The sequence below is a fragment of the Escherichia sp. E10V5 genome (assembly GCF_004212315.1).
Classification (GTDB): domain Bacteria; phylum Pseudomonadota; class Gammaproteobacteria; order Enterobacterales; family Enterobacteriaceae; genus Escherichia.
Map to the genome: position 1 here is coordinate 1 of NZ_RHJM01000002.1, position 13,252 is coordinate 13,252.

Below are 13,252 nucleotides of genomic sequence, written 5' to 3' on the forward strand. Positions count from 1 at the left end.
GCTACGGATGCATCGGGAAACTTACTTTACTGCAGATTTTTGATACCGCTACTAAAGCCATATCAAGTAAGAGATGGTGCATCCGGGAGGATTCGAACCTCCGACCGCTCGGTTCGTAGCCGAGTACTCTATCCAGCTGAGCTACGGATGCAAATGGCGGTGAGGCGGGGATTCGAACCCCGGATGCAGCTTTTGACCGCATACTCCCTTAGCAGGGGAGCGCCTTCAGCCTCTCGGCCACCTCACCACACGCCTCTTACGAGTGCTTCGAAGAACTTGTTTATCGCTCATCGTCGCTGCGTGGCGCACATATTACTTTCTGAGACTTATAAGTCAAACAATTTTTCCCACACTTTTATCGTTTGCACACTTCGCGCTCAATTAGTCTGTAAAAACGTCAAAAAGAGTGTTTTATCAACAGAAAAACAGGCCTCTGACAGGTAGCAGTGATAGAGAAAAATGAAGGCAAAAGTTAAATGAACGGGAGTAACGCGAAAAAAATGAAGTGAAAGAGAAATTTTGAGGGTGCGTCTCACCGTTAAAGATGAGACGCGGAAAGATTAGTAACTGGACTGCTGGGATTTTTCAGCCTGGATACGCTGGTAGATCTCTTCACGGTGAACAGAAACTTCCTTCGGGGCGTTTACGCCAATACGTACTTGGTTGCCCTTTACCCCTAAAACTGTCACGGTGACCTCATCCCCAATCATGAGGGTCTCACCAACTCGACGAGTCAGAATCAGCATTCTTTGCTCCTTGAAAGATTAAAAGAGTCGGGTCTCTCTGTATCCCGGCATTATCCATCATATAACGCCAAAAAGTAAGCAATGACAAACACATTACATCTAAGCAGTCATGGCATTACATTCTGTTAAACCTAAGTTTAGCCGATATACACAACTTCAACCTGACTTTATCATTGTCGATAGCGTCGATGCGAATGCCGTGAAGCAAGTCCACGGCATTGCCTGACACTTATATTATTGCAATTTCGCGCTGACCCAGCCTTTCACACTGGCTAACGCTGCAGGTAAGGCCGCAGCATCCGTACCACCGGCTTGCGCCATGTCAGGACGTCCACCACCCTTGCCGCCCACCTGCTGAGCGACCATACCAATCAGTTCCCCTGCTTTCACGCGATCTGTGACGTCCTTAGATACGCCTGCAATCAGAGAAACCTTACCTTCGGCTACCGTTGCCAGCACGATAATTGTCGACCCCAGCTGATTTTTTAAATCGTCAACCATGGTGCGCAACATTTTCGGCTCAACACCGCTAAGCTCACTAACCAACAGCTTAACACCATTAACATCAATTGCCTTACTGGAAAGATTTGCGCTCTCCTGTGCGGCAGCCTGTTCTTTAAGCTGTTGTAACTCTTTTTCCAGCTGACGCGTACGTTCCAGTACTGAGCGCACTTTATCAGCCAGATTATTGCTATCGCCTTTCAGCAGATGCGCGACTTCGCTTAAGCGATCGCTGTCTGCATGAACGGTGGCGATAGCACCTTCTCCGGTTACCGCTTCGATACGACGAACGCCTGCAGCAGTACCCGATTCAGAAATGATACGGAACAGACCAATATCACCGGTGCGGCTGGCGTGAGTACCACCACACAGCTCGGTGGAGAAATCGCCCATGCTCAGCACACGTACACGTTCATCATACTTCTCGCCGAACAGCGCCATCGCACCTTTCGCTTTCGCCGCTTCGAGATCCATGATGTTGGTTTCGATAGGCAAGTTACGACGAATCTGCGCGTTCACCAGATCTTCGACAGCACGAATCTCTTCTGGTTTCATCGCTTCGTTATGCGAGAAGTCAAAACGCAGCACCTTGTCATTAACCAGCGAACCTTTCTGGGAGACATGAGTACCCAGAACCTGACGCAGCGCAGCGTGCATCAGGTGCGTTGCGGAGTGATTCAGACGAATACGAGCGCGACGAGCTTCATCTACATCTGCCTGTACCGCGTCGCCCACTTTCAGAGAACCCGCAGCAAGTTTACCGATGTGACCAATCGCCTGGCCATATTTCTGCGTATCTTCCACCGCAAAGGAGAAGTTAGCGCCTTTCAGTTCGCCTTTATCGCCAACCTGACCGCCGGATTCTGCATAGAATGGCGTTTGATCCAGCACGACCACAGCTTCCTGGCCTGCATTGATGGCATCAACCGCTTTACCATCAACAAACAGCGCGGTCACTTTGCCGTTCAGTTCCAGATGGTCATAGCCTTTAAATTCAGATGCACTATCAACACGGATCATTGCGTTGTAATCGGCACCAAAGCCGCTGGCTTCGCGCGCACGACGACGCTGCTCTTCCATTGCTGCTTCAAAACCAGCTTCGTCAACTTTGATGTTGCGCTCACGGCAAACGTCAGCCGTCAGGTCAACCGGGAAGCCGTAGGTGTCGTACAGGCGGAAAGCTGTTTCACCATCCAGCGTATCACCAGAAAGTTTTGCCAGCTCTTCATCCAGCAGTGCCAGACCGCGCTCCAGAGTACGGGCAAACTGCTCTTCTTCAGTCTTCAGCACCTGCTCAACCTGCGCCTGCTGGCGTTTCAGGTCTTCACCCGCAGAGCCCATAACGTCGATCAGCGGACCAACCAGTTTGTAGAAGAAGGTATCTTTCGCGCCCAGCATATTGCCGTGACGCACTGCGCGACGAATGATACGACGCAGCACATAACCACGGTTTTCGTTGGACGGCATTACGCCATCCGCGATCAGGAACGCACAAGAACGAATGTGGTCAGCGATAACGCGCAGCGATTTATTGCTCAGATCGGTCGCGCCAGTCACCTTAGCCACCGCCTGAATCAGCGTACGGAACAGGTCGATATCATAGTTGGAGTTTACGTGTTGCAGCACGGCGGCAATACGCTCCAGACCCATACCGGTATCTACAGACGGCTTCGGCAGCGGTTCCATCGTGCCATCTGCCTGGCGGTTGAACTGCATGAAGACGATGTTCCAGATCTCAATGTAGCGGTCACCGTCTTCTTCCGGGCTTCCCGGAGGGCCACCCCAAATGTGGTCGCCGTGATCGTAGAAAATTTCGGTGCACGGGCCGCACGGACCAGTGTCACCCATCTGCCAGAAGTTGTCAGATGCGTATGGCGCACCTTTGTTATCGCCGATGCGAATAATACGTTCGCGCGGGATCCCTACTTCTTTTTCCCAGATTTCGTAGGCTTCGTCGTCGCTTTCATAGACGGTAACCCACAGACGCTCTTTCGGCAGGGCAAACCATTTTTCGCTGGTCAGCAGTTCCCATGCAAACTGAATGGCATCGTGTTTGAAATAGTCGCCGAAGCTGAAGTTGCCCAGCATTTCGAAGAAGGTATGGTGACGCGCGGTGTAACCGACGTTTTCCAGGTCGTTGTGTTTACCACCCGCACGCACGCAGCGTTGGGAAGTGGTAGCACGGGAATAATTACGCTTGTCGAGCCCAAGGAAGACATCCTTGAACTGGTTCATCCCGGCGTTGGTAAACAACAAAGTTGGGTCGTTATGGGGTACCAGGGAGCTGCTGGCAACTACCTGATGTCCCTTACTATGGAAAAAGTCGAGAAACGCCTGACGGATCTCAGCGGTGCTCTTGCTCATAATTATCCTGAAATCAAGCTAACGAAATATCGCCACCAGCTACAGCGTGTCTTAACCGCCGGGCTGGTAACTGAAAAGTGGGAATAAGATAAGTTTTCTTGACTGGGAAGTAAAATACCGTATGCGTTCAGTCGGCAAAATTTCGCCAAATCTCCTGGATATCTTCCATCAGATAGCCACGATAGAGCAGAAAACGCTGGATCTTAACTTTTTCTGAAAAGACAGTTGGCAAAGGTTCGCCATATTTTCGCGTCGCCTGATCGCGTGCCAGCGCGCACCAGTCAATGTCACATTCACGCATCGCTTTTTCTGTCGCTTCGCGGGAAATACCTTTCTGATTCAGTTCCTGACGAATACGCGCCGGACCATAGCCTTTGCGGCTACGGCTGGCAATAAAGCGCGCAACAAATCGGCTGTCATCGAGATAGCCATGTTCATGGCACCAGGCAATAACGCGCGCGTAATCTTTTGCCGTAGCATCAATCTCTTCCGGGCCATTTTTGCCCATAATCGGTGCCGCGAGTTTACGTCGCAATTCTTGCTCACTGTGATCGCGCACCGCCAGAATGCGTACCGCTCGATCCAACAGACGAGCATATGCCGAGCGACGGGATGTTGAGTCTGTCATGGCATATCCTTAAAACTTAAAAAACAAAAGGGCCGCAGATGCGACCCTGGTTTTGCTGACAAAGTGGCGTTGTTCATGCCGGATGCGGCGTGAGCGCCTTATCCGTCCTACAAACCGTGCAACTTCAATACATTGCAGAGAACATGTAGGTCTGATAAGCGTAGCGCATCAGGCAATTTTGCGTTTGTCATCCGTCTCAGAGTCGCAGATGCGCCCCTTGAGTATCAAACAAGACGATTAAAAATCTTCGTTAGTTTCTGCTACGCCTTCGCTGTCATCTACAGAGAAATCCGGCGTTGAGTTCGGGTTGCTCAGCAGCAGCTCACGTACTTTCTTCTCGATCTCTTTCGCGGTTTCCGGGTTATCTTTCAGCCAGGCAGTCGCATTCGCTTTACCCTGACCGATCTTCTCACCTTTGTAGCTGTACCACGCGCCTGCTTTCTCGATCAGCTTCTCTTTCACGCCCAGGTCAACCAACTCGCCGTAGAAGTTGATGCCTTCACCGTAGAGGATCTGGAATTCGGCCTGTTTAAACGGCGCTGCAATTTTGTTCTTCACCACTTTCACGCGGGTTTCGCTACCCACTACGTTTTCGCCCTCTTTCACCGCGCCGATACGACGGATGTCGAGACGAACAGAGGCGTAGAATTTCAGCGCGTTACCACCGGTAGTGGTTTCCGGGTTACCGAACATCACACCAATTTTCATACGGATCTGGTTGATGAAGATCAGCAGCGTGTTGGACTGCTTCAGGTTACCCGCCAGCTTACGCATCGCCTGGCTCATCATACGTGCTGCAAGGCCCATGTGAGAGTCGCCGATTTCGCCTTCGATTTCCGCTTTCGGCGTCAGTGCCGCCACGGAGTCAACGACGATAACGTCTACTGCGCCAGAACGCGCCAGAGCGTCACAGATTTCCAGTGCCTGCTCGCCGGTGTCCGGCTGGGAGCACAGCAGGTTGTCGATATCGACACCCAGTTTACGTGCATAGACTGGGTCCAGCGCGTGTTCAGCATCGATAAACGCACAGGTTTTACCTTCGCGCTGGGCAGCGGCAATCACCTGCAGCGTCAGCGTGGTTTTACCGGAAGATTCCGGTCCGTAGATTTCGACGATACGGCCCATCGGCAGACCACCTGCTCCGAGCGCGATATCCAGTGAAAGCGAACCAGTAGAGATGGTTTCCACATCCATGGAACGGTCTTCACCCAGGCGCATGATGGAGCCTTTACCAAATTGTTTCTCAATCTGGCCCAGTGCTGCCGCCAACGCTTTCTGTTTGTTTTCGTCGATAGCCATTTTTACTCCTGTCATGCCGGGTAATACCGGATAGTCAATATGTTCTGTTGAAGCAATTATACTGTATAGTCATACAGTATCAAGTATTTTGTAGAAATTGTTGCCGCAGCGTATTTAAGGCATAAGCCGTCGCCTTACGACGCACGGCATCGCGGTCGCCGCTAAAGCATTCCCGGCGGGTAATGCCTTCGCCGCGGGCTGTGGCAAAAGCAAACCAGACGGTGCCGACAGGCTTCTCTTCGCTGCCGCCATCCGGTCCGGCGATGCCACTGATAGCAACCGCATAATCAGCACGAGCCGCTTTCAGTGCGCCTATCGCCATTTCCACCACAACAGGTTCACTCACCGCGCCATGCTGCGCCAGCGTCTCTTCGCGTACGCCGATCATCTGCGCTTTGGCTTCGTTACTGTAGGTGACAAATCCGCGTTCAAACCAGGCGGAACTGCCGGCAATATCGGTAATCACTTTCGCTACCCAACCGCCAGTACAGGATTCAGCGGTTGTTACGGTTGCGCCACGGGATTTCAGCGCCAGCCCTACCTGCTCGCTTAACTGCATCAGTTCACTGTCAGTCATCACAACCTCTGTCAGTCAAAAATTTATGCCGGACAAGATAGCACTTTCCCGCAGAAGATGGGGACCAGCGATTCATTTTACGAGTCGCATTCCGAAATAAGACTGTTGCGGCCAACCGGTAAAGAAAAACGCTACCATGCAGCGTTCATATTGCCAGGTATTCACAAGGAGAGAAAAATAATGACAACAAAGAAAACGGATAACACCCCCCAAAACGTGCTTAAACAGACCACGCAAATACGTATGTGGGTCATCATTGGTGGCATCAGCGCACTGGTTTCAGTGATATGTAAGATTTTATCTTCTGGCTATCTTGAACCTTTCGACTTCGGTCAGGCTGCGTTAGGCGTTGTCTGCCTGGGATATGCGATATCGCTGTCAAAAAAAATCAGGCAATTACGTCATTCGAATAAACAGTAAGAAAGCAGAGGGAAGTTTAACCTCCCTCTTGCAGATAGTTACTGTACGCGCGCCAGCGCCACGGCTTGTCCTAACTGCCAGACCGCCATTGCGTAATGTGTGCTGTGGTTATAACGGGTAATGGTGTAGAAGTTCGGCAGACCGTACCAGTACTGATAACCTGTTCCAACATCCAAACGCAGCAGGCTGGCCTGTTGATGGTTGCCCAGCGACTGCTGTGGCGTTAAACCTGCCGCGGCAAGCTGCGAAATGCTGTACTTGGTTTTGAAGCCATTTGGCAAGCCTGGAGCCTGACCATTTGCCATTACCGCGACCTGATCGCCTTTTACCCAGCCGTGCGCTTTGAAATAGTTCGCCACGCTACCGATCGCATCAACCGGATCCCAAAGGTTGATATGCCCGTCGCCGCTGAAATCTACCGCATATTGTTTGTAAGACGACGGCATAAACTGTCCGTAGCCCATCGCCCCGGCAAAGGAACCTTTCAGATTGAGCGGATCGTCCTGCTCATCGCGCGCCATCAGCAGGAAGGTTTCCAGCTCGCCAGAGAAATACTCCGCGCGGCGTGGGTAGTTAAATGACAGCGTTGCCAGCGCATCGAGGATGCGGGTTTTCCCCATCACGCGCCCCCAGCGGGTTTCGACGCCGATAATCCCGACGATAATTTCCGGCGGTACGCCATACACCTGCCACGCGCGATTCAGCGCATCTTCATACTGATTCCAGAAAACCACGCCGTTCTGCACGTTATCCGGCGTAATAAATTTTTTGCGATAACGCAGCCATGCGCCGTTCGGACCAGATGGCGGTTTCACCGATGTGGTTGGTGCCTGGTTATCCATCAGCCGCAGTACCGAATCCAGACGTTTCGCCTGAGAGAGAATTTCCTGCAATTGCTGACGATCGAAACCATGTTTGTTCACCATTTTTTCGATGAACTGCTGCGCATTGGGGTTATTGGCGAAATCTCCGCCCATCTGCATCACATTGTGCTGCGGCTCAAGCAGGAAGCCGCCGGACGGCGTTCCGGTGGTTGTTTCAGTCTCAGTCTGTTTTGGCTTGCTGCTACAGGCGGCAAGTAACACAAAAAGGGGAAGCAATGTTACATAACGATGCTTGAACATGAGGGGTCCATTTAACAAATTCAACCAGGGGCAAGTATGGTAAAGCATCCCGCCCAGCACAAGGAAGCGGTAGTCTGTTTTCGGCACTCCATTTCTCTTTAGTCTCTTCTTTCAGTTCATATTTTTTCTTAAAGTATGTTGTAACTAAATTCACATATGTTGTTTCCCTTCCCATAGCGCTGGATAATGAGCGCTCATTCCGGCCATCAATCCCTGGCTGGAATAAATAAATGGACCTTAACCGGAGAGAGCAATGAGTGAAGCACTACTGAACGCGGGACGTCAGACGTTAATGCTGGAGTTGCAGGAAGCAAGCCGTTTACCGGAACGTCTGGGCGATGATTTTGTTCGCGCCGCCAATATCATCCTGCACTGCGAAGGCAAAGTGGTAGTTTCGGGAATTGGCAAATCGGGCCACATTGGTAAGAAAATCGCCGCAACACTTGCCAGCACCGGCACACCGGCTTTTTTTGTCCATCCGGCAGAAGCACTGCACGGCGATCTGGGGATGATTGAAAGCCGCGATGTGATGTTGTTTATCTCTTACTCCGGTGGAGCGAAGGAACTGGATCTGATTATTCCGCGTCTGGAAGACAAATCTATCGCGCTGCTGGCGATGACGGGCAAACCGACGTCACCGCTGGGACTCGCGGCGAAAGCGGTGCTGGATATCTCCGTAGAACGCGAAGCCTGTCCGATGCACCTTGCTCCGACCTCCAGCACCGTCAATACCCTGATGATGGGTGATGCGCTGGCGATGGCGGTCATGCAGGCACGCGGATTTAATGAAGAAGATTTTGCCCGCTCCCACCCAGCTGGGGCACTGGGCGCTCGCTTGCTGAACAAAGTGCATCACCTGATGCGCCGTGATGACGCCATCCCGCAAGTGGCGTTAACCGCCAGCGTGATGGATGCGATGCTGGAACTCAGCCGCACCGGTCTGGGGCTGGTGGCGGTATGTGACGCCCAACAACAGGTACAAGGCGTCTTTACCGACGGCGATTTACGCCGCTGGCTGGTTGGCGGCGGCGCACTCACCACGCCAGTTAATGAAGCGATGACGACAGGCGGCACGACATTACAGGCACAAAGTCGCGCCATCGACGCCAAAGAGATCCTGATGAAGCGCAAAATCACTGCCGCACCGGTGGTGGATGAAAACGGCAAACTCACCGGCGCAATTAACCTGCAGGATTTCTATCAGGCCGGGATTATTTAATCCTTCATTCCCAGACGTTTCGCCAGCCGATGCAGGTTGGCGACGTCAGTTTCCAGCATTCGCGCACAGGCAGCCCAGTTGTGATGATTTTGTGCCAGTGCCTGACGAATAGTTTCACGCTGGAACGCTTCTGTCGCTTCACGCAGGTTTTGCTTAACAACGGGCACCGCTGCCGCTTCTGGCGGCGGCAACGCCTCCTCAGGAAAAGCAAAATGTTGCGCCTCAAGAATCACTTCATCGCCGCTGCGAGTGGCTCTCGCCAGCACTACCGCCCGATGAATAGCATGTTCCAGTTCGCGCACATTTCCCGGAAAATTATAGTGTTGCAGTAATTTTCGCGCTCCGGCACTTAATACCACGCGGGAAAGCCCCAGCCGCAAACGACACTGCTCACAGAAATACCCTGCCAGCAGAATGACGTCATCGCCCCGCTCACGCAGCGGCGGCACCGAAAGTGGAAACACGCTCAGGCGATGAAACAAGTCGGCGCGAAATCGCCCTGCCAGCACCTCTTCGCGTAAGTCGCGGTTAGTCGCAGCCAGCACGCGCACATCGACCCGCAAACTGCGGTCATCGCCAACGCGCTGAATATCGCCATACTGCAACACCCTCAGCAGCTTGGCCTGCAATGCCAACGACAACTCGCCGATCTCATCCAGAAACAGCGTGCCGTTATCCGCCATTTCAAACTTCCCGCTGCGGTTACTGATAGCGCCAGTAAACGCTCCTTTCACATGCCCGAACAACTCACTTTCCGCCACACTTTCCGGCAGTGCGGCACAGTTGAGATAGACCAGCGGATTCACCGCCCTTGGCGAGGCTTCATGAATCGCTTTCGCCACCAGCTCCTTACCGGTTCCCGTCTCACCGCTGATCAGGACGTTGAGATCGGACGCCGCCACAATCTCAATCTCTTTTTTCAATTGCGTCATACCTGGCGACAGACCGATCATCTGCGTCTGTTTCACCGCTTCAAACGGCGCGGCATCGCCTGGCAGCATATTCTGGCTTTCCAGTTGTTCAATCAGCAACGCATTACTTAACGCTCCCGCCGCCAGCGCAGCAATCAGCCGTAACTCTTCGTCGCTGAAAACATCGAACTGATCGGGCTGCATCCCGTCGAGCGTCAGTGCGCCGATCAAGTTTTGTCCGGCAAACAACGGCAGGCCAACGCAGGCGTGAACCTTCAGACTCTCCTGCCCGGGAATCAAACCGTCATAGGGATCGGGCAATTCGCTGTCTGCGGGAAAACGCACCACGTCCCCGGCGCGGGCAATCGCTTCCAGCCGCGGATGACCTTCCAGCGCAAAGCGTCTACCGAGTACATCCTTCGCCAGCCCGTCGATGGCAAGCGGAATAAACTGCCGCGAGTCGTAACGTAGCAACGCAGACGCATCGCACTCCAGCACCTGACGCAGCGTGGTGATCAGGCGCTGAAAACGATCCTGATGACCAATTCCACGCTGCAATTCGATGGCGATATTCGCCAGCACATCAACGGAAAAACTCATCTTTGCCTCACTGTCAATTTGACTATAGATATTGTCATATCGACCATTTCATTAATAGTCATTTTGACTACTCATTAATGAGCATGATTTTATTTATATTGTAAAAACAATTAGATAAAAAACTGGCACGCAATCTGCAATTAGCAAGACATCTTTTTAGAACACGCTGAATAAATTGAGGTTGCTATGTCTATTGTGGTGAAAAATAACATTCATTGGGTTGGTCAACGTGACTGGGAAGTGCGTGATTTTCACGGTACAGAATATAAAACGCTGCGCGGCAGCAGCTACAACAGCTACCTCATCCGCGAAGAAAAAAACGTGCTGATCGACACCGTCGACCATAAATTCAGCCGCGAATTTGTGCAGAACCTGCGTAATGAAATCGATCTGGCGGATATCGACTACATCGTTATTAACCATGCAGAAGAGGACCACGCCGGGGCGCTGACCGAACTGATGGCGCAAATTCCCGATACGCCGATTTACTGTACTGCCAACGCTATCAACTCGATAAATGGTCATCACCATCATCCGGAGTGGAATTTTAATGTGGTGAAAACTGGCGACACGCTGGATATCGGCAACGGCAAACAGCTCATTTTTGTCGAAACGCCAATGCTGCACTGGCCGGACAGCATGATGACTTACCTGACAGGCGACGCGGTGCTGTTCAGTAACGATGCTTTCGGTCAGCACTACTGCGACGAGCATCTGTTCAACGATGAAGTGGATCAGACGGAGCTTTTCGAGCAGTGCCAGCGTTACTACGCCAATATCCTGACGCCGTTCAGCCGCCTGGTAACGCCGAAAATTACCGAGATCCTGGGCTTTAACTTACCAGTCGATATGATAGCGACCTCTCACGGCGTGGTATGGCGCGATAACCCGACGCAAATTGTCGAGCTGTACCTGAAATGGGCGGCGGATTATCAGGAAGACAGAATCACCATTTTCTACGACACCATGTCGAATAATACCCGCATGATGGCTGACGCTATCGCCCAGGGGATTGCGGAAACCGACCCGCGCGTAGCGGTGAAAATTTTCAACGTCGCCCGAAGCGATAAAAACGAAATCCTGACCAATGTCTTCCGCTCAAAAGGCGTACTGGTTGGGACTTCGACGATGAATAACGTGATGATGCCGAAAATCGCCGGGCTGGTGGAGGAGATGACCGGATTACGCTTCCGTAACAAACGCGCCAGTGCTTTCGGCTCTCATGGTTGGAGCGGCGGTGCGGTGGATCGTCTTTCCACGCGCTTGCAGGATGCAGGTTTCGAAATGTCACTTAGCCTGAAAGCCAAATGGCGACCGGACCAGGATGCACTGGAATTATGCCGTGAACACGGTCGCGAAATCGCCCGTCAGTGGGCGCTCGCGCCGCTGCCACAAATCACGGTGAATACGGTAGTTAAAGAAGAAACCTCTGCCACCACGACGGCTGACCTCGGCCCACGGATGCAGTGCAGCGTCTGCCAGTGGATTTACGATCCGGCAAAAGGCGAGCCAATGCAGGACGTCGCGCCGGGAACGCCGTGGAGTGAAGTTCCGGACAACTTCCTCTGCCCGGAATGTTCCCTCGGCAAAGATGTCTTCGACGAACTGGCATCGGAGGCAAAATGAGTTACGGCATTGTGATCATTGGTTCGGGCTTCGCCGCCCGCCAACTGGTGAAAAATATCCGCAAACAGGACGCTACTATTCCATTAACCCTGATTGCCGCCGACAGCATGGATGAGTACAACAAACCTGACCTCAGCCATGTTATCAGCCAGGGGCAACGTGCCGACGACCTTACCCGCCAGACGGCAGGTGAATTTGCCGAGCAGTTTAATCTGCTCCTGTTTCCGCACACCTGGGTGACGGATATCGATGCCGAAGCCCATGTGGTGAAAAGTCAGAATAATCAGTGGCAATACGACAAGTTAGTGCTGGCAACCGGTGCCAGCGCCTTTGTCCCGCCAGTGCCTGGGCGTGAGTTAATGCTGACGTTAAATAGTCAGCAAGAGTATCGCGCCTGTGAAACACAACTGCAGGATGCCCAACGCGTGTTGATTGTCGGCGGTGGTTTGATTGGTAGCGAACTGGCGATGGATTTTTGTCGGGCAAGCAAAGCGGTCACGCTGATTGATAACGCCGCCAGCATTCTGGCGTCGTTAATGCCGCCGGAAGTAAGCAGCCGCTTGCAGCATCGGTTGACGGAGATGGGCGTTCATCTGCTGTTAAAATCTCAGTTGCAGGGGCTGGAAAAAACGGATTCTGGCATTCTGGCAACGCTGAACCGCCAGCGTAGCATCGAAGTGGATGCGGTAATTGCCGCCACCGGACTGCGCCCGGAAACCGCCCTGGCACGACGCGCCGGGCTGACGATTAATCGCGGCGTTTGCGTCGACAGTTATCTGCAAACCAGTAATGCCGATATTTATGCGCTGGGCGATTGCGCGGAAATTAACGGTCAGGTATTGCCGTTCCTCCAGCCGATTCAACTTAGCGCGATGGTGCTGGCAAAAAATCTTCTCGGCAATAACACGCCGCTGAAACTACCGGCGATGCTGGTGAAAATCAAAACGCCGGAATTACCGCTGCATCTGGCAGGCGAAACCCAGCGTCAGGATTTACGCTGGCAGATTAATACCGAACGCCAGGGAATGGTGGCGCGCGGCGTTGACGATGCAGACCAGCTTCGCGCCTTTGTGGTCAGTGAGGATCGGATGAAAGAGGCATTTGGATTGTTGAAAACGTTGCCGATGTAGGCGGGCTACTGTGCCTAAAATGTCGGATGCGACCTACGGGGAGCGCATGTGTTGGTCACATAATGCGTTCATGTCGCATCCAGCTACTGTATCCAAAATGTCGGATG

The 13,252-nt window shown here is 52.6% G+C and carries 11 protein-coding genes and 2 tRNA genes; 4 read left to right on the plus strand and 9 right to left on the minus strand.

The window, feature by feature from the left end:
• Positions 1–74: 74 nt before the first annotated feature.
• From D9738_RS00415 to pncC, 7 genes are all read right to left on the minus strand, one after another.
• A tRNA-Arg gene (locus tag D9738_RS00415) sits at positions 75–151 on the minus strand.
• Positions 152–154: 3 nt separating this feature from the next.
• Positions 155–247 (minus strand) — tRNA-Ser (locus D9738_RS00420).
• Positions 248–560: 313 nt separating this feature from the next.
• On the minus strand, positions 561–746 hold the full coding sequence (csrA, locus tag D9738_RS00425; RefSeq protein WP_000906486.1) for a carbon storage regulator CsrA: 186 nt from the start codon (positions 744–746) through the stop codon (positions 561–563).
• A 234-nt stretch (positions 747–980) separates the two neighbouring features.
• On the minus strand, positions 981–3,611 hold the full coding sequence (alaS, locus tag D9738_RS00430) for an alanine--tRNA ligase (RefSeq protein WP_130259311.1): 2,631 nt from the start codon (positions 3,609–3,611) through the stop codon (positions 981–983).
• A gap of 127 nt (positions 3,612–3,738) precedes the next feature.
• Positions 3,739–4,239 (minus strand): recombination regulator RecX, encoded by a 501-nt coding sequence (gene recX / locus D9738_RS00435; RefSeq protein ID WP_130259312.1) that lies wholly within the window; start codon positions 4,237–4,239, stop codon positions 3,739–3,741.
• A 237-nt stretch (positions 4,240–4,476) separates the two neighbouring features.
• Complete coding sequence (recA, locus tag D9738_RS00440) at positions 4,477–5,538, minus strand: recombinase RecA (RefSeq protein ID WP_000963153.1); 1,062 nt, start codon at positions 5,536–5,538, stop codon at positions 4,477–4,479.
• Between the two features lie 79 nt (positions 5,539–5,617).
• On the minus strand, positions 5,618–6,115 hold the full coding sequence (pncC, locus tag D9738_RS00445; protein ID WP_130214441.1) for a nicotinamide-nucleotide amidase: 498 nt from the start codon (positions 6,113–6,115) through the stop codon (positions 5,618–5,620).
• Between the two features lie 180 nt (positions 6,116–6,295).
• On the opposite strand from pncC, the gene D9738_RS00450 reads away from it, so the two are divergent.
• Positions 6,296–6,535: a hypothetical protein gene (locus tag D9738_RS00450; RefSeq protein WP_130259313.1), complete on the plus strand. Its 240-nt coding sequence runs from the start codon at positions 6,296–6,298 to the stop codon at positions 6,533–6,535.
• Positions 6,536–6,573: 38 nt separating this feature from the next.
• Here the strand turns inward: D9738_RS00450 and mltB are convergent, their stop codons facing one another.
• Positions 6,574–7,659 (minus strand): lytic murein transglycosylase B, encoded by a 1,086-nt coding sequence (gene mltB, locus D9738_RS00455; RefSeq protein ID WP_130259314.1) that lies wholly within the window; start codon positions 7,657–7,659, stop codon positions 6,574–6,576.
• Between the two features lie 253 nt (positions 7,660–7,912).
• Between mltB and gutQ the strand changes: the two genes are divergently transcribed.
• A complete protein-coding gene (gutQ, locus tag D9738_RS00460; protein WP_001287415.1) occupies positions 7,913–8,878 on the plus strand; it encodes an arabinose-5-phosphate isomerase GutQ in 966 nt (321 codons plus the stop codon).
• Here the strand turns inward: gutQ and norR are convergent.
• A complete protein-coding gene (gene norR / locus D9738_RS00465; RefSeq protein ID WP_130259315.1) occupies positions 8,875–10,389 on the minus strand; it encodes a nitric oxide reductase transcriptional regulator NorR in 1,515 nt (504 codons plus the stop codon). The genes gutQ and norR overlap by 4 nt on opposite strands.
• Before the next feature lie 186 nt (positions 10,390–10,575).
• Here norR and norV point away from each other — a divergent pair, with 186 nt between their 5' ends.
• Both norV and norW read left to right on the plus strand, forming a co-directional pair.
• Positions 10,576–12,015: an anaerobic nitric oxide reductase flavorubredoxin gene (gene norV, locus D9738_RS00470; protein ID WP_130259316.1), complete on the plus strand. Its 1,440-nt coding sequence runs from the start codon at positions 10,576–10,578 to the stop codon at positions 12,013–12,015.
• Positions 12,012–13,145 carry an NADH:flavorubredoxin reductase NorW gene (norW, locus tag D9738_RS00475; RefSeq protein ID WP_130259317.1) on the plus strand — a complete coding sequence of 378 codons (1,134 nt, stop codon included), beginning with the start codon at positions 12,012–12,014 and terminating at the stop codon, positions 13,143–13,145. The genes norV and norW overlap by 4 nt, the downstream gene beginning before the upstream one ends.
• Positions 13,146–13,252 lie beyond the last annotated feature (107 nt).